This window comes from Pollutimonas rozaliensis (assembly GCF_048751585.1).
Taxonomy (GTDB): Bacteria; Pseudomonadota; Gammaproteobacteria; order Burkholderiales; family Burkholderiaceae_B.
Genome location: NZ_JAZHOB010000003.1, coordinates 47,630 through 65,120 on the forward strand (window position 1 = coordinate 47,630; position 17,491 = coordinate 65,120).

The 17,491-nt window shown below is 59.6% G+C and carries 15 protein-coding genes; 3 read left to right on the forward strand and 12 right to left on the reverse strand.

Going from position 1 to position 17,491, the window contains the following annotated elements; genetic code table 11:
- Positions 1–8: 8 nt before the first annotated feature.
- The 5 genes from V0R37_RS06230 to V0R37_RS06250 form a co-directional block, all read right to left on the reverse strand.
- Positions 9–1,112 carry a carboxynorspermidine decarboxylase gene (locus V0R37_RS06230; protein ID WP_420373696.1) on the reverse strand — a complete coding sequence of 368 codons (1,104 nt, stop codon included), beginning with the start codon at positions 1,110–1,112 and terminating at the stop codon, positions 9–11.
- Positions 1,113–1,118: 6 nt separating this feature from the next.
- Entirely contained in the window at positions 1,119–1,442 is a 324-nt protein-coding gene (locus tag V0R37_RS06235; RefSeq protein ID WP_420373697.1) for a helix-turn-helix transcriptional regulator, read from the reverse strand.
- Positions 1,443–1,749: 307 nt separating this feature from the next.
- Positions 1,750–3,696: a PhoX family protein gene (locus V0R37_RS06240; protein ID WP_420373698.1), complete on the reverse strand. Its 1,947-nt coding sequence runs from the start codon at positions 3,694–3,696 to the stop codon at positions 1,750–1,752.
- Positions 3,697–3,805: 109 nt separating this feature from the next.
- Positions 3,806–4,519, reverse strand: a complete 714-nt coding sequence (locus tag V0R37_RS06245) for an RraA family protein (RefSeq protein ID WP_420373699.1) — start codon at positions 4,517–4,519, stop codon at positions 3,806–3,808.
- Between the two features lie 136 nt (positions 4,520–4,655).
- A complete protein-coding gene (locus tag V0R37_RS06250) occupies positions 4,656–5,588 on the reverse strand; it encodes a LysR substrate-binding domain-containing protein (RefSeq protein WP_420373700.1) in 933 nt (310 codons plus the stop codon).
- Positions 5,589–5,682: 94 nt separating this feature from the next.
- On the opposite strand from V0R37_RS06250, the gene V0R37_RS06255 reads away from it, so the two are divergent.
- Complete coding sequence (locus tag V0R37_RS06255) at positions 5,683–6,840, forward strand: acyl-CoA dehydrogenase family protein (protein WP_420373701.1); 1,158 nt, start codon at positions 5,683–5,685, stop codon at positions 6,838–6,840.
- Positions 6,841–6,964: 124 nt separating this feature from the next.
- Here the strand turns inward: V0R37_RS06255 and V0R37_RS06260 are convergent, their stop codons facing one another.
- From V0R37_RS06260 to V0R37_RS06275, 4 genes are all read right to left on the reverse strand, one after another.
- Positions 6,965–7,963: a Bug family tripartite tricarboxylate transporter substrate binding protein gene (locus tag V0R37_RS06260; RefSeq protein WP_420373702.1), complete on the reverse strand. Its 999-nt coding sequence runs from the start codon at positions 7,961–7,963 to the stop codon at positions 6,965–6,967.
- Positions 7,964–8,009: 46 nt separating this feature from the next.
- Entirely contained in the window at positions 8,010–10,118 is a 2,109-nt protein-coding gene (locus tag V0R37_RS06265; protein ID WP_420373703.1) for an acetate--CoA ligase family protein, read from the reverse strand.
- Positions 10,119–10,163: 45 nt separating this feature from the next.
- Positions 10,164–11,507 carry an MmgE/PrpD family protein gene (locus V0R37_RS06270; RefSeq protein ID WP_420373704.1) on the reverse strand — a complete coding sequence of 448 codons (1,344 nt, stop codon included), beginning with the start codon at positions 11,505–11,507 and terminating at the stop codon, positions 10,164–10,166.
- 100 nt (positions 11,508–11,607) lie between these two features.
- Positions 11,608–12,501, reverse strand: coding sequence for a LysR family transcriptional regulator (locus V0R37_RS06275; RefSeq protein ID WP_420373705.1), 894 nt, complete (start codon positions 12,499–12,501; stop codon positions 11,608–11,610).
- A gap of 122 nt (positions 12,502–12,623) precedes the next feature.
- Here V0R37_RS06275 and V0R37_RS06280 point away from each other — a divergent pair, with 122 nt between their 5' ends.
- Positions 12,624–12,992, forward strand: coding sequence for a DUF2784 domain-containing protein (locus V0R37_RS06280; protein ID WP_420373706.1), 369 nt, complete (start codon positions 12,624–12,626; stop codon positions 12,990–12,992).
- Positions 12,993–13,016: 24 nt separating this feature from the next.
- Here the strand turns inward: V0R37_RS06280 and V0R37_RS06285 are convergent, their stop codons facing one another.
- Positions 13,017–13,715, reverse strand: a complete 699-nt coding sequence (locus V0R37_RS06285) for a TetR/AcrR family transcriptional regulator (RefSeq protein WP_420373707.1) — start codon at positions 13,713–13,715, stop codon at positions 13,017–13,019.
- 86 nt (positions 13,716–13,801) lie between these two features.
- Here V0R37_RS06285 and V0R37_RS06290 point away from each other — a divergent pair, with 86 nt between their 5' ends.
- Positions 13,802–15,421: a 4-hydroxyphenylacetate 3-hydroxylase family protein gene (locus V0R37_RS06290; RefSeq protein WP_420373708.1), complete on the forward strand. Its 1,620-nt coding sequence runs from the start codon at positions 13,802–13,804 to the stop codon at positions 15,419–15,421.
- 6 nt (positions 15,422–15,427) lie between these two features.
- Here the strand turns inward: V0R37_RS06290 and V0R37_RS06295 are convergent, their stop codons facing one another.
- Positions 15,428–16,450 (reverse strand): asparaginase, encoded by a 1,023-nt coding sequence (locus V0R37_RS06295; RefSeq protein WP_420373709.1) that lies wholly within the window; start codon positions 16,448–16,450, stop codon positions 15,428–15,430.
- Positions 16,451–16,470: 20 nt separating this feature from the next.
- Positions 16,471–17,457, reverse strand: coding sequence for a tripartite tricarboxylate transporter substrate binding protein (locus V0R37_RS06300; protein WP_420373710.1), 987 nt, complete (start codon positions 17,455–17,457; stop codon positions 16,471–16,473).
- Positions 17,458–17,491: the final 34 nt, after the last annotated feature.

Here is a 17,491-nt window from a genome sequence, read left to right on the forward strand (position 1 = left end):
CAGTGCTGTCAGGACAGACTGTTGACGTAGTCGTCAAAGGAAAATTCGCGCACCGCGCGCACGGAGCCATCGGCTTCCTTAATGGCGATCGACGGCATGTGGACGCCGTTGAACCAGTTTTTCTTGACCATGGTGTAGGCGGCCGCGTCGCGGATGGAAATGCGGTCGCCCACCCGCAGCGGCGCGGCAAAGCGGGCTTCGCCGAAGATATCGCCGGCCAGGCAGGTTTTTCCGCAGACCATGTATTGATGATCGCCCGAGTCTTCGCCTATGGGAGCCGTCTCGCGGTAGATCAGCAGATCCAGCATATGGGCTTCGGTGGAGCTGTCGACCACGGCCAGGTGCTTGCCGTTGAAGCCGACATCCAGCACGCTGACTTCCAGTGTGGTGCTGTGGCGCACCGCCGCTTCGCCCGGTTCCAGATAGACTTGTACGTCGAAGTCCCGCGCGAAGCGGCGCAGGCGTTCGCAGAACGCGTCCACAGGATAGTCGGGCGCCGTGAAGCTGATGCCGCCGCCCAGGCTGACCCACTTCAAGCGCCGCAGAATCGAGCCGTAGCGCTGTTCGGCTTGCGTGAGCAATTCGTCGAAGCGCGCAAAATCGCCATTTTCGCAGTTGTTGTGGATCATGACGCCGTCCAGCTGATCGATGACGGTCAGGATGCGTTCGGGATCGCCTTCGCCCAGCCGGCTGTATGCGCGAGCGGGGTCGGCCAGGTCGAAGCCCGCGCAACTGACGCCGGGGTTCAGCCGCAGCCCTTTGGGCTTATTCTGAGCATACGAGGCAAAGCGCTGAAGCTGGTTGATCGAATTGAAAATGATCTTGTCGCAATGCGCCACGGCTTCTTCGATTTCGTGGTCGGCAAAGGCGACGCTGTATGCGTGGGTTTCGCCGCCGAATTTTTGGCGGCCAAGCTTGACTTCGTACAGGGACGAGGAGGTGGTGCCGTCCATGTGTTCGCGCATCAGGTCGAACACCGACCAGGTGGCGAAGCACTTCAGGGCTAGTAGCACCTTGGCGCCGGAGTGTTGGCGTATATAGCCTATGGTCTCGAGGTTGCGCAGCAGGGCGGGCTTGTCGATTAGGTAGTAGGGGGTCGGTATGGTGTGCATCGTCGATCAGGTAGCCGGCAGGCTGCTGGAGCCTGGAGGTTTAACGTTGGTGTCTTTGTGAGGGGCGCCGCTTTTTTTGCCCAGTCTTTCGATGAGCAGTGGCGGGCGATTCGGGAACGTAGCCATGATTTTCAGTGTGCCTCCGACGCTTTCTATGTAGTGCTGCAAGGTGGAAACCAGCATGTCGCTCTGTTTCTCGATTCGCGAAACCGTGCCCTGACCCACGCCCAGCGCATGCGCCAGGTCTTCCTGGGTATGCTGCGTGGCCTTGCGCAGGTCTTTCAGTGTGGCCACCTTGGTGGCAACGCCTTGAAGTGATATTCCATGCATGTCGTTTTGCTTGGGGTCATTGCCAGCAGCTGCCGTTTTCGCCTTATTGGGCTTCTTGGGCATGTTGAGTCCTTTGCTTGGTGTGGCAGGGGCGGGTGGGCGCCTGTATTGAAACGAGGCGGGAATTTTTATGTATTAGATGTTATATGGTTTTAAATGAATATGCAAGCTAATGCATATTAATGGGCGCGGGAAATGCGCCGTCGAGATCAATTCCCGCGGCATATCAATGCGCGATGGGCAGGCGGTGGGGATAGGGGTGGGAGCGGCCTTTCCCATGGCGGGAAAGGCCTTGGCATCTATCTATTTAGCTGCCGATGACGCCGCCGTCGTCCTTGGTGATGATGACGGTGGCCGAGCGCGGTATCGACGCGCCGCCGCCGGGCCAGTGGCTATCGCCGGCTTCACCCGGGTGTTGAATATTGATGAACATCGTTTTGCTGTCGGGGGTGAAGGCTATGCCGGTGACTTCGCATTCCTTCGGACCCACGAAGAAACGGCGGATTTCCTTGCTTGCCGGATCCGCGCACAGCATCTGGTTGTTGCCTTGCCCTTCATACTCTCCGCTATTGCTGTACTTGCCATCGGTCTGGATCCACAAGCGGCCCGCGCTGTCGAAGGCCAGGCCGTCGGGACTATTGAAGGTATTGTCGGCGGTGATGTTGGCGGAGCCGGACTTCAGATCGCCGCGGTCCGTATATTTGACCGGGTTGCCGGCCAGCACGAAGATGTCCCAGTCGAATGCCGTGGCGGCGGCGTCGCCGCCGGCCTCGCGCCAACGCAGGATCTGGCCGTAGATGTTTGCGGCACGTGGATTGGCCGCATCGGGCGTCTTGCGCTTGTCGTTGTTGGTCAAGGTAACGTAGACTTCGCCGCTGCCCGGATGGACGCTGACCCATTCGGGACGGTCCATCTTGGTGGCGCCCACCGCGTCGGCGGCCAGGCGGGTATTCACCAGCACTTCGGCTTGGCTGGAAAAACCGCTGTGGGCCGCCAGGGTGGCGTTGGCTGCCTTGTCCAGAAGCAGCCATTCCCCCGTCCCGGTGAAGTCGCCGGCGGCCGGGCCATCGTTGAATTTGGCGACATACAGCTTGCCGGCATCGAGCAGGCCGGCATTGTTGCCGCCTTCCCGGTAAACGCCGTCCGATACGAATTTATAGATGTAGTCGTCGCGCTGATCATCGCCCATATAGACGACGATGCGCCTGTCGGCGGTCAGCGCATAGGCGGCGTTCTCGTGCTTGAAGCGCCCAAGCGCCGTGCGTTTTTTTGGCGTGGATGCAGGGTCGCACGGATCGATCTCGACGATCCAGCCATGGCGGTTCGCTTCGTTGGGTTCCTTGGCGTAATCGAAGCGGGCTTCGAATTCTTCCCAGCGATACTCACTGCCCTTGGCTGGAAGGCCGTAGCGCTTTTGCGCCGCGGTACGCACGTCCTTGCCCGGCATGGTGCCGAAATAATTGTTGAAGTTTTCTTCGCAGGCCAGATAGGTGTTCCACGGCGTCCAGCCGTTGCCGCAATTGTTGAAGGTGCCCAGCACCCGCGTGCCGCCGGGGTCGGCCTGGGTCTTCAGCAGATCGTTGCCGGCGGCCGGGCCGGTCAATTCCATGGGCGTCGAGGCGGTGATGCGGCGGTTGTACCGGGAATCCAGCTTTATTTCCCACTTGCCCGCCTTACTGCGAAGAATGTGGATGACCGAGACTCCATGCGCATTCATCGCCTTGCGGACTTTGTCCGCCGTCCACGGTTCGGTTCCATTCGGACCGAACAGCCAGGTATAGGCGCCCTTGTCGACAGTGGTGTATTCATGGTTCATGACCAGCAGGCCTTCGGTGCTGCCGCCGTCGATGGGAAAGAAATGAATGCCGTCATGGTTATCGCCAACCTGGCGCGCCTGCGCGCCGGCATCATCGCCGCCATCGGTCTTCCAGGCTGGCTCGCCGGCGAATAGCGGCGTCCCCCACGGTGCGAAGACGGTGGCGGTGTAGCCGAGGGCGATTTTCAGTGTGTCGTCGGTGGAGATCGGGATGGCCGTGAAGCCCAGCAGCGCCGAGGCGTCTTGCTTGCCGGAGCCGTCGCCTGTTCTGGCACAGGCGCTCAGGGAGCCGTCCAGAAACATTGCGGCGGACAATCCAAGACCTGACTTGAGAAAGCCGCGCCGGCTGTATGCGCGTTCGACGACGGCCTGGAAATGTTCGTTCTCCGACGTGTTGGTCGGAAGGTCTTCAGAATCGATAGGGCGGGATTTTTGCACGGAACCACTCCAGTAAATGGCAAAAGCTCCAGTGTTCTCGTTTCATGTTGCGGGAATATGAAACGCCTCGATGGCCCGTCGCTCGCGGCGGGCCATCGAGGCGGTGCCGCTAGCGCCGGGAGCCGGCAGCCCTGAACTGCTCCACCGCGTCGTTCAAACGGGTGCCCGCCGGCAGCACACCCGCCGTCGCAAGCGCGCCTTCCAGCCAGCCGTATACCAGGCGGCCTTCGGCAATATCGCGCATGCGCTTTTCCTCTGCGCGCATCTTCTCTTGCGCGGCATCGATGAGTAGCGCTACGTCACCCTGGGATACGACCACGACGCCGTCGTCGTCGCCGATCACGAGATCGCCGGGGGAGACGCTGACGCCGCCCGCCGAAATGGTGTGGCCGATGCGTCCTCCCAGGGTTCTAGTTGGTCCATTTGGGTTGGATGCGCAAGCAAAGACGGCCATGGCGCCTTGGCGCAGCGTCGCGACGTCGCGTACGGCGCCATCGATGACAATGCCGGCAATCCCGGCGGCGCTGGCATGGGCGCACATCAGTTCACCCATCAATGCGGATGTGGTATCCGCCTTGCCGTCGATGACCAGCACGTCGCCGGGTTGCGCCAGTACCAGCGCCGCATGGATCATCAGTTTGTCGCCCGGGCGTACTTCCACGGTAAAAGCGGGGCCGCACAAGCGCATGCCCGGAGCCACCGTGCGAATGCGTCCGTCCAGGGCGCCGCGCCGGCCGGCCACATCGGCAAAAATGGATGCCGGTATGTCTTTGCAGCGTGCTATCGCGGCATCGTCTATGCGTGTGTATTGGCTATTGATCATGCCTTCTTTTCCTTTTCCCTTAAAGCAGGTCGTCCGAAACACGAGGATACACAGTTTGATGGGTTTTCGCGCACTTGAGCTTTGTCCGGGCGGCGCTGGCGGCAGTGCAGACGCGGGAATGAATTTAGCTGACTTCTTAATGAATCGCGTCCAGCATCCAGTTTCGAAACATGCTGACTTTGCGGGAGTAACGCTGGAGTGCGGGGCGTACCAGGTAATGCCCTTTGTCCCCGTGCCACGGACTGGAGAACGGGCGCAGCAGCAGGCCGGTATCCAGTTCCGTCTTCAGTAGTGGAATCTGCCCCATGGCCAGGCCCAGGCCGTCTATGGCGGCCTGCCAGGTCAGGACCGACGTGCTGAAGCTCATGCGCTCCGCCTTGCCGGCTTTGCCCGCCAGCTTCGTGGACGCCAGCCAATCGTCCCAGTCATCCCTGCGGTAGCGGGAAACAAGCAGCGGGCCATTCAGGAGCACCCGCGGATCGTCGGCCGCGCCGGGGAATCCGGCCAGGTACTCGGGCGAGCAAACCGGCTCCAGCTCGTCCTTGAACAATAAGTCGGTCTCGGTTCCAGGCCAGTGCCCGTCGCCATATTGAATCGCCACATCAGCGTCATCCCGATCGAAATCGACGTTGGGGACGGCATTGTTGATAAATACTTCGATGTCTGGGTGCAGCGTCCGGAACTGGACTAAATGGGGAATCAGCCACTTTGCCGTAAAAGTCGTGTACGCGCGCACCCGCAATACGCTTTGAGTGCCTTGCTTCATGGCTTTGCCGGTCGCTTCGGAAAGGATTTTGAACGCGGGAAGGACTTCTTTCGCATAGCGTTGCCCAGCCTGGGTAAGGCTGACACCACGGCTTTCCCGCCTGATCAGCGCCGTGCCCATGTATTTTTCCAGCGTCGCGATCTGCCGGCTGACCGCCGATTGGGTAACGTGCAGTTCTTTGGCCGCCGCGGTCAAGTTCTTGTGGCGGGCCACGACCTCGAATACGCGCAAGGGGTTCAAGGGGGGGAGTTGCGGCGGCACGATGAGCAATACCTTATAGAAAAAGGCCAGCCGGAAAGGCATGATTTTTTATCATATCATCGAACCAATAAGGAAGTATTCATAGCGGGTGGTTTTCTTTATCATCGGCCTGATGAATCAAGAACCAAGGACAGGTATGGACTTTCAACTCAACGAAGAACACAGCGCTTTTGCCGACTCGGTCAGCCGCTTCGCAAAGCAGGAATTGGCCCCGGGCGCGCTCGCCCGCGCGCATTCGACGGAGCACCCCTGGGATGCCGCAAAACTGATTGCCGACAATGGCTTGCTGGGTATCGCCTTCCCTGAAAAAGATGGCGGCCAGGGCGGAACATTGATGCATGCCGTTCTTGCCATTCAACAAGTGGCCTTATCGTGCCCCAAAAGCGCCGACATCGTTCAGGCGGGAAACTTCGGTCCCATCCGCACTTTTGTGGAGTACGCCACGGAAGAACAAAAAGAGCGTTTCCTGCCCGATCTTCTTGGCGGCAGAAAACTGATCGCCCTGGGCATGACGGAACCCGATGCCGGCTCCGCGGTCACGCAGCTCAAGACCAGTGCCCGCAAGGATGGCAACGACTATCTGATCAATGGCAGCAAGATATTCTCCACCAACAGCCCCGAAGCGGATCTGTTCCTGATCTACGTGCGTTTTGGACCGGGGCTGGAAGGAATAGGCTCTGTGCTGATCGAGCGGGGAACGCCTGGATTCACGATAGGCGAGCCCGCCGGCTTCATGAACGGCGAACAATGGTGCCAGTTGTATTTCGAGGATGCGCGTATTCCCGCGAGCAACCTTTTGCTGGGGCCGGGCGGATTCAAGAAACAGATATCGGGGTTCAACGTGGAGCGCCTGGGCAATGCGTCCCGTTCGCTCGCATTGGGGCGCTACGCCTTCAATCTGGCACGTGAACATGCCTCCACCAGGAAGCAGTTCAATAAAGAGCTCTGCGAATTCCAGGGCATTCAATGGAAATTCGCCGATATGTGGATGCAGTTGGAGTCGGCTCAGTTGATGCTTTACCGCGCGGCGCTGGAGGGCGAGCACGGATTGCCATCGGCGCAAAGCACTGCGATGGCCAAGCTGGCCTGCAATCAGGCCGGCTGGTTTGTGGCCAACGAGGCTTTGCAGGTAATGGGCGGCATGGGCTTCAGCCAGGAAGTACTGGTGGAGTATTGCGTGCGCCGCATCCGGGGCTGGATGATTGCCGGCGGGTCGATCGAGATACTGAAAAATCGTATTGCGGAAGGCGTGTTCGAGCGTTCGTTTTCGCAGTATCCGCCCAAGACCGCCTGATCAAGCCTTATTCGACGCGGGGACCAGCCATCGCTTCAAAAGCAGACGGCCTTGCGATAAGCAAGGCCGTCCTTTTGTGCCCGGCGAGCGGTGTGTTCGGTTCGCCAAGCCAGGGCGCAGCGCCTTAGTCCAGCGATATATTCATCGATTTGACCAATTCGCCCCATTTTTTCGATTCTTTCTCGACGAAAGCTTTGAATTGCGCCGGTGTTCCGCCTATCGGCTCCGCACCTTCATTCAGCAGCTTGGCTTTGACTCCAGGCTCATGGATCAGGCTGTCGATATCGTGGCTGATCTTGTTGACGATCGCCTCGGGCGTTCCTTTGGGAGCAAAGAAGCCGAACCATGCGCCCAGCGCAAAGTCGGGGTAGCCTGCTTCCTTCATGGTCGGAATGCCGGGCAGCGCGGGCGAGCGGGCGGCGGTGGAAACAGCCAGTGGAAGCAGGGTGCCGGACTTGATATGGCCTTTGACCGAGGGCAGCGTGGCAAACATGAATTGCACGCGGCCCGCGATCACGTCGGTCAATGCGCCCGCGCCCTTATAGGGAACGTGCGTGATGGGCAGCTTGGTGCTTCGGGCAAGCAGCTCGCACGACAAATGCGCGGCGGTGCCCACGCCGGTCGATGCGCAGTTGTATTTTTCGGGTTCCTTCTTGATGGCGGCGATCAGTTCTTCCACCGATTTGATATTGAGCGACGGCGATACGACCAGGACATTGGGCACGTCGGCCACCAGCGTCAAGGGGATCAGGTCTGTTTGCGGGTTATGGCCCAGTTTGGTGTACAGCGAAGGGTTGATGGCAATCGGACCGATGGAGTTGATCAGTATGGTATAGCCATCCGGCTTGGAATTGATGGCGTCGCGGGTTCCAATGTTCCCGCCGGCACCCGGACGGTTTTCCACTACTACGCTTTGGCCCCATTTTTTTGTCAGGCCGTTGCTGATTTCCCGAGCCAGGATGTCGGTTGTGCCGCCCGCCGTGAAGGCCACGATGACCTTGACGGGTTGGGTAGGCCAATCGGCCGCGACGGCGCTTTGCCCAGCGCACGCAGCCACGGAAAACAGTCCGACGGCCAGTGCCGACCGTATCGATTTTCCAGGGGTGAGGGTAAAGGACTTCATTTGGGTCTCCTTGTATTGCTTATGATCGTTAAGTTTTTAACTGGTGTTAGTCTTTCAGCCGAATGACGCCATCCACGGCGATGACCTGCTCGGCTTGTACGAATAGGGGGTTGATTTCCGCTTCCGCTACGGGTTGTCCGGGTACGCAGGCAAGGCGCGAGATGTTCACAATCGCCTGGGCCAAGCCGTCGACATCTCCTTTGGGAAGGCCGCGAAAGCCCCGTATCAGCTTGCTGTGCTTGACTTCGGCTATCATCGCGTGCGCCTCGCTCAAACCGACAGGGGCAAGGCGGATGGCATAGTCCGGCATCAGCTCGGCCGCGATCCCGCCCGTGCTTAACAGGACGGTGGGGCCGACCAGCGGATCATGCCTATAACCCAGCATGAGCTCGATCAAGCGGCCTTCCATTTTCTGCACCAGGACGCCGTCGATCCGCGCTTGCGGCCTGTGGCGTTGAACGGATTGCAAAAGCCCGGGAACCGCCAGGGCCAGATCCGCATCGTTCTTGATGTTGACCTTGACGCCGCCCACATCGGTCTTGTGCAGGATGTCGCGGGAAACAACTTTCAGCACCAGTGGATAAGCGATGGCGTGCTGGATGTGGTCGGGCTGCAATAGCTGGCTTGCCGCGCTTTTTATACCCAAGGCGGCAAAGGCGCGTATCGATTCCACTTCCGTGAAATTGCCCGACGCCGGGCAATCGGTGGGCAGGTCGGCGCCGCCGCTGGGCAGGTCGGTCTGTTCGATGACGGGCTTGAAGAAAGCGGCGAGCGCATCGGCACAGGCCTCCGGCGTGCGGAAGGCCGCAATGCCATGCTGCTGCAGCAGCTTCAATGACTCGTTCGCCTCCGGTGCCAGGAATACGGCCAGCGGCTTGGAGTCCGGCTTTGCCGATTCAATCAAAGGCTTTACCGCCAACTGCGGGTGAAACTGGGCCGAAGAGCCCACCACGCTAAGCACGGCATCGCACCAGTCCGAAAGCAGCAGTTGTTCGAGCAGATCTTTATATTGTTCGCTGGTGGCCGCCAGGGTCAGGTCGATGACGGGAGTCTGCCGGATGTTCAATCCACGGGCGGCCATGTGCCGCAGGAATTCCAGTGGGGGCGTTGCCGCCTCGATGTTTTTCAGGCCCAGGCTGTCGACGACGGAAGCGGCGCCGCCGCCGGTGGTTGTAATGACAGCGACCCGGGGGGCTTGCATGGAACGGCTTTTGGGGCGCGCCGCCGCATAGCGGCTGGCCAGGGGCGCGGCTTCGAACAGGCTTTCAAGCATTTCGATGCGCATGACGCCCATGGCATTGAAATAGGCATCGATGGCCGCGTTGTTTCCGGCAATGGCGCCGGTATGCGATTGAGCAAGGGCATCGCCTTGCTCGGATCGCCCCAGCTTATAGGCGATGACAGGCTTTCCCTCCTGTTGAGCCCGACGCAGTGCGGCCGTCAGTGTGCCCGTGTCGCGCAGCGTTTCAAGGAAAAGCAAAATAACGCGGGTTTGCGAATCGTCGACCAGCGCATCGACGACTTCGCCCACGGAAATATCGCTTTCGTTGCCCACTGATACGGACTTGGCGAATCCGAACCCACGCGAGGCCGCCCGCGATAGCATCGAGCCCATCATCGATCCGCTTTGCGACACCAGGCTGATGCCGCCCTGGACCAGCGATTCCATTTCGAATACCGCATTAACGGACAAGACGCCGCCAGTATGCGCGTTGGCCGTGCCTATGCTGTTCGGTCCCAGAATGCGGATACCCAGTTTTTGGGCCTCGGCGACCAGTTGCTCTTGGCGGGCTTGGCCCTCGGCGCCGGCTTCGGCAAAGCCATCGGAGTAGATCGTGGCGACCCGAATCCCCTTCGCGGCGCATTCCCTCAACGCCCCGATCACATGCTTGCCCGGGATCATGATGAAGGCATGGTCGATCGCGTCCGGTACCTGGGCCACGGATGGATAAGCCTTTACGCCCTGGATTTCCGCGGCCGCCGGATTGATGGGATAGATGGCCCCCGTATATCCATGCTGCCGCATGAAGCGCAAGGGCCTGGATGTATTCTTCTTTGGGTCGCTGGACGCGCCTATAAGGGCAATCGATCGCGGTGTCAGCAAGGCATCGGCGAAAGTGGTGGTGCTTACGGAAGGCTCGGCTAGTGTTGACATGGGTTTACGCTTGGTAAAGGGTTTATGGCGCGCATGGGGCGGCAATTACGAATTCAGGGCCAGGTCCTGGACAGTCAATGTATCCAGGCGCCAGACTTGCCGTTGAAGTTGTACGGCGCGCGCACCGCCAATCACCGGGACAGTCAGCTCGTTGAATTTATCGATCAGTTCGACGTCGCTCAATGGCGCTTCGGGGTCGCCCTTTCTATATGGCGAAAAATGTTCGACAGAGCTGCCGTTGTTCAAGAGCAGAGCAACCCGGGCCGCCCGCTGTCCGGGAAAACTGGCTGTAAGCGCCGCATCGGGCGTCAAGGCAAGCTTGGTCATGAGCCGGCGTATGGATTTGTCGCCCAGCCGTTCGGCATCAAAGGCATTGAGTCGGACCGAGCCATGATGCAGGGCGTGCGAGACGACATAAGGCAGGCTGAACTTGCATTCGAACACGGTGTCCGGGTGAAAGTTTCCGGTCACGTCCAGTGCGGTCTGGTAGGTTGCAACCCGGATCTCCTTGATTTGTTCCGGGCTGATGGCATGCCGGTTTCGCAGCTCGATCGCGGCATCGATGGCGGCGAAAGTGTGTCCGCAGCAGGCATGGTTTTTCTGGGTTATGCGGGTAATGTTGTAGTCTTTGCCCAAGCCCTCGACCGCCACGCGCCAATCCGGCTTGTCGGCCAGGGCCGCGCCGAAACCGACTTCTCCTTCAAGAATGTCGGATACGCCCGTGACGCCGCAAGCCGCCGCCATGCCGGATCGAACGCCCACGGCCGCGGCGTGGCCGGCATGCAGCGCCTTGGTCATGGCATCGGAGCGGAAAGCTTGCTGCAAGCCCGAAGCGAATGTCGTCGCCGTGGCGATGGCATGCCGCATGACGAGCGCGTCGCCGGGCGCATGGAGGGCAGCCACGGCTGCCGCGGCGCCCATGCATCCCACCGTTCCAGTGGTGTGGAAGTATTTGTAATGGGCCGGCTGAACGGCGGCGCCTATGCGTGTGGATATTTCGTAGCCCACGACTATCGCATGCAACAGCGCCTTGCCCGATGCCTGGGTGGATTCGGCGGCGGCCAGCGCGGCCGAAATAACCGGGCATCCGGGGTGGTACACGGCATCCCGGTAGATATCGTCGAACTCGACGGCATGGGAAACGCTGCCGTTTATCCAGGCGGCCGTGGCGGGCAGGGTGGTGGTCTTGTAGCCGGGCAGGCTAGAGCGGCCCAGGCCTAGTTCATCTTTATGTGCGCGAAGCAGTTCGACCCCGGGCGATACCCGGGTTCCGGGATACAGCGCGGCAAGCCAATCCAGGAATGCGCGTTTTGCATGATGCAGAACCTGGTCGGGTAATTCGCCCACCGTATCTTTGGCGCCATAATTGGCTAGAGTCTCTAATAACATCGTGCCGCCCGTGCCTGAAGAAAAGGAACAATGGCTTTACTGTATTAGACTTGCTGGCGGTGTTGTTTGAAAAAACGAGAAGGCTTCTTTCTTGAATTTGCTATCTTGGCTTTTGCAGCATGCACTGGACCAAGGCGGTGGCAGCGGGGTTTCTGCTTGTTTTGTCGTTCGTGCAAAGAAAAAACTGCCGTTCCGCCCAGCCATCCTTCAGGCGCAGCAGCTTCAGATTCATTTGCTGCAGGTAGTTTTGAGCGATCCGTTCCGGAACGACGCCTATGCCCAAGCCTTCCCGTATCATCTGGCACCGTGTTTCAAAGTTCGAGACTTGCAGCTTGACGTTCGGCGGCCGGGACAGCGCCGAGCCCACATGCACTAGAAACTGGTCCAGCGAATGCCTGGGAAAGTAGCCTAGCAAGTCGTATTCCAGCGCCTCTTCCAGATACAGCTCGGAACGCGCCGCGAGCGCATGGGTGCTGGGTACGACCAAGCCCACGCGGTCTTTGCGGTATAAATGGGATATGACGCCGGTGGCCGGCTGCTCGGCATGGTAAACGCCGATGTCGGCCAGATGCTCGGCCACGGCGCGGGGCGTGTCATAGCTATGGCTTTCCACCAGATCGATGCTGGTGTTCTTGTGTTGCTTCAGAAATCGCGCAATATCGGTTGGTAGAAACTGCAATATGGAAGAAGGGTTGGACATCAGCCGTATCTTGGCGCTTCCGTGGCTGTCGTAGTCATTGACGGCTTCTTCCGTCAGTTTGATGTTGCGCACGATGGACTTGGCGTTTTGGTATAGCACCGTGCCCACTGGCGTCGGCTCCACGCCCCGGCCATGGCGCTGCAGCAATGTCTTGCCCAGGTAGCTTTCCAGCTCGGCTATCCGCCGGCTGATGGCCGATGTGACCAGGTTCTCGCGCAGACTGGCTTTTGAAAGGCTTTTTTCTTCGACGGCGGCTATGAACGCCTCGAGCGCTGCAATATCAAGTTTTTTCATGGACGGCGGCTGAAGGTTTGTCTCTGTTCTTATATATGATTAATGCAATCATAGCCTCAATGCGATGGGGGGCAAGTTGATCCCTTGCTTGACGCCGCAGCTTAGCAAATCAGCCCCTTGCCATGTACCGATTACTTGCCGATCTCGTTGTACTGACACATGCCTCATTCGTGGCTTTTGTCGTGTTTGGCGGCCTGCTGGTCCTATGGAAGCCGCGCACCGCGCCATGGCATCTTATTGCACTGGCCTGGGGCGCCGCCGTGGTCGGCTTCGGATGGATATGTCCGCTGACGCCGCTGGAGAACATCCTGCGCCAGCTTGCGGGACAAGAGGGATATCAGGGCGGTTTTATCGAGCACTATCTGATGCAGATCATCTATCCGCCGGGACTGACGCGGGAGGTTCAGGTATTTCTTGCGACAGGGCTTATCGTTGGCAATGCGATAGTGTACGGGTGGGTGTTTCGCCGCTGGCGCGGCCGGAAAAAATAGTGAATGCGCCGATAGGCAATTTCTTCATGCCTGCTTCTTCACATATAGGCCGCCGCGCTCAAGCAACTGATCTAAATAAATGTTGAAGAGCTCTTGGGAGCCTTGTTTGAACATACGGATGCGCCCGGTATGGCTAAGCATAAGGAGGCCGACCGTATGCGCGAACAGGGCGGTGATTTCGGCGAGTGCCAGTTCTTCGGACATGCCCATTGCACGCAGGGCGTCTTGTGCTGGACGCAGCGAGTCGCGTAAACGGGCATTCAAGGATTCGTTGAGCGATGGGGTCAACCCACGGGGCTGCATGCCTTGAAATAGGTAGAAGCCAAGGTCCAGGTCTCGTGGATTGCGTCGATAGAAGTCAAAGAAGGCGCGTGCCTTGACCCGGACTGTCTCCGACAAGTCTTTACCATTTGCCGCGGACGCCGCCGCCACTTCTTCATTCAAGCGCTCCAGGGATTCGCTTAGCAACGCGCCATATACAGCCTCTTTGCTGGTGAAGTAGCTATACAGCGCGCCGGGGGTATAGCCGGCCCGCTGCGCGATCTCCCGGATGCTGGTCTTCTCTATGCCCAGCTCAAAGAACGTTGCTCGGGCCGCATCCAAAATCAGCGCGCGCCGGGCATCGGTCATGACACGCTTGCGCGCCGCCTTGGGATCCTCGGCCGGCGCCTTCTCTATTGCGTGTGAGGGCGATTTCGAGGGCGGAGATGAAGTCTTTGTCATTTCGGGATTATAAGTTTATTAATCGTTGACCGATATTTTAAACGGTGTTCAAATTAAATGGCGTAATTTCATGAAAGGCATCCACCATGAGCTCCAATGCAGTCGCCGCCCGGGCCGACCTGATGACCGGACAAGCCTATCGAGAGTCTTTGCGGCGTTACAAGCCGGTGGTCTATATGGACGGCCGCCTGGTCGATAGCGTGGCTGATGAGCCGGCGTTCGGACCCGGCGTCAACGCTTTGGCTTTCACGTATGACTACGCCTTGCGTCCGGAGCTCGCTCCCATTGCACTTGCGACGCAGTCGGAGCGCAATCGTGTGGTCAGCCGCATGCTTCATGTCAATGAGTCCTCGGGCGATTTGCTTAACAAGCTGGAAGCCGTGCGCGTGCTGTGCCAGGAAACGGGTTGCGCGCAACGTTACCTGGCTCACGATGCCTTGAACGGAATTGCTCAAGTCGTGGCGCGCATCGACGATGCGCGCGGCACCACGGAATTCGCAGCCCGCTTCAAGGCTTACCTTGCCGATGTCCAGGATCGTGATCTTTCCCTTGGCATAGCGATGACCGACGCCAAGGGTGACCGCAGCAAGCGGCCTCATGAACAGTCCAACCCTGATGCCTATGTGCACGTGGTCGAGCGCAATGGGAAGGGCATCGTCATCAGCGGGACCAAGGCTATAGTCACTGGCGCTCCGTACATGCACGAACTCCTGGTCATGCCCAGCCGCAATATGGGTAGGGACGACGCGGATTTCGCGGTCTGTTGCGCGGTCCCTGTCGATGCGAAGGGAATCACCATAGTGGCTCGTCCCGCCGGGCGGCCGGGCGAGAAGCTGGAGCACGGCAGTGCGCTCTTTTCCCGAAAATACGGGCAATCCACCGGTGTGGTCATCTTTGACCGGGTTTTTGTCCCCTGGGATCGGGTTTTCTACGATCAAGAATGGGAACACAGTCACGTGCTGACCTACAGCTATGCGACACATCACCGCCATAGCTGCATCGCGGCCAGGGCGGGCTTCGGGGACCTGCTTATCGGCGCGGGCGCCTTGATGTGCGAAGCCAATGGTTTCGACCCCGGGACAAAGAGCAACTTGCGCGAGCCCATGGTGGAGCTCATAAAGATTACCGAGGGCTTCTATGCCTGCGGCGTTGCGGCCAGCGTGTATGCCGCCGCGGATCCCCATAGCGGCAGTTTCATGCCGGAGCCGGTGTTCAGCAATATCGGCAAGTTGCTATTGTCGACGCAGATTTATGACATGCACCGCATTGCACATGAAGTGTCCGGCGGACTGATCGTGGCGTTGCCCGGGCCGGACGAGGACCACAACCCCGCGACCAGCGCGACACTGTCGGACGTGCTGCGGGCCAATCCCAGCGTTCCTTACGAAAAGCGTATCGAGACAGCCCGTTTTATAGAGGATCTGACGGCTTCCTATCAAGCCGGGTGGTATTCGGTCATCAGCCTGCATGGCGGCGGTTGGCCCGCGGCGATGAAGCAGGAAATCTGGCGCAATTATCCGGTGGGGTCCAAGGTGGAACTTGTCGAACGCTTGCTGGAACGCGGGGTGCTGCACCAGGAGGACCGGGCCATCACCAGGAACCGCCAGCCCGGCCGTTGCTGCGACAAGGGCTGCACCGCTCCTGGGCAGCCGGTGATGGTTCCGCTCCCGGCCAGCGGGGCGGCCCATCCCGATCCCGATGCTTGAATCCGTTTACGTATCTAACAGCGAGCGCAGGGCGGCTTGCGAAGCATCGCCTGCCGCCATCGCGAGCATCAGTACAACCCGTGCTTTCCACGCGGACAAATCGCCGGCGAGGGCTGCTCCGTCGTTCTGCAAGAGCTGGGATGCGCCTTCGAAACCATAGCATGCCCGCGTCCCTCCGCGCGGGACACGCGTGGCGATCACGACCGGAATTCCACTACGCAACAAGTCTTGTATGGACGAAGCGAAGCTGGGGTTAACATGCCCCGAACCCACTGCCTGTATGACTATGCCTTGCGCTCCGTCGGCCACGGCGGCCTTGATGAGGCTGCCCGGCGCACCGGCGTACATTGGGATGACGTCGACGCGGGGCAGCGGTCGCCCATCATAGGCCATGCGCAGGCGGCGCGACGGCTTGCGATGGAATGCCACCCGGTCGGCTGTGATGTTTCCAAGAAAGCCCCATTCTCCCGAATTGAAGGTCTCCACGTCGAAGGTGTGCGTCTTGTGCACGTCCCGCGCCGCATTGATGTGCTGGTTCAGGACAACCAGCACGCCCATGCCCCGAGATTGCGGGTGCACGCACACTTGCAGTGCGTTCAGCAAATTGCGTGAACCATCGTAGTCCCGTTCAGAGCTGTTGCGCTGCGCGCCGACAAGCACAACGGGCTTGTCGGAAGACAAGGTAAGGTCCAGGAACCAGGCGGTCTCTTCGAGCAGGCCGGTTCCATGGCTCACCACTACGCCGGCAATACCATCGTCGGCCAACAAGGAAGTGATCCGCGTATGCAGCGGCATCCAATGTTCCGGGCCGATGTGCGGGGATGGGATGCGTGCAAAATCCTCCAGGTCCACAGCAATCCGGCCCTCCAGTTCCGGTAGCGCCCCGAGCAAGTCGCCCGCCGATAGGGCGGGGATGGCCAGGCCGGTGACGGGGTCTATCCGCGAGGCGATGGTGCCTCCGGTGGAAAGAAGCACGCAGCGTGGCGCCGTCCCACTTGTCGCGTCTTGCTTCGGTTCTGTTTCAAGCATGCTTTGCATCATCTGAATCCCTAGTCTATGCGGGCGCCCGAAGCCTTCACGACCTCGGTCCACTTCGGCACTTCCGCCTTCATGTAGTCACTGAATTCTGACGGGGTGCTATCGCTGATGTCGATGCCTCGATCCTCGAGCTTGCCGCGCACTTCAGGCTTGGCCAGTACAGACCTGATATCGGCATTGATTTTTTCAACCACTTTGGGATCCGTGCCCGCCGGGGCCAGCAGGCCATACCAGAACGACATGTCGTATCCGGGCACCCCTGAAGCGCTGATCGTGGGAACGTCCGGCAATGCGCGTGAACCTTTGGCGCTGGTTACGCCCAACGGGCGCAGCGCGCCGCTCTTGATATGGGGGATGGCTGTGGAGACGTTCTCAAAAATCATGGAAGTCTCACCGGCAATTAAACCGGTCAACGCGGGCGCCGCGCTTTTATAAGGTATGTGCATGATGGAGACGCCCGCCATGGTCTTGAACATCTCGGCGGCAAGGTGATTAGAGCTGCCGTTCCCGCCAGAACCGTAGTTGTATTTTCCCGGCTCGGCTTTCAGCAGCGCTATCAATTCCTGAATATTCCGGGCAGGCACCTTCGGATTGATGACAAGCACGTTCGACAGTGTTCCCAGCATCGCCACGGGTGCGAAATCCTTTACTCCATCGTATGGAATGCTGCTGTACAGCAAGCCATTTACGACGTGGGTCGCGGTCGTTCCAACGACCATGGTGTAGCCATCGGGCTTTGCGGTGGCGACAGCCGATGAACCGATCACTCCGTTGGCGCCAGCGCGGTTTTCGACCACGACGGGCTGACCCCAAAGCTTATGCAATTCCGGACCTATCAGCCGAGCCATGATGTCGGGAGTGCCGCCAGGCAAGTATGGGACGACAAGAGTGACCGGGCGCTGCGGGAAGGTCGCGCTGTCGGCATATGCGGTGGACGCCGATGCGGCCAGCGCAGCCGCGCCCAGCATTAAAGCCGTCTTGCGTGAAAGGAAGTTCATGGTTGCTCCATTTGTTCGTGGATGATGGGCACCA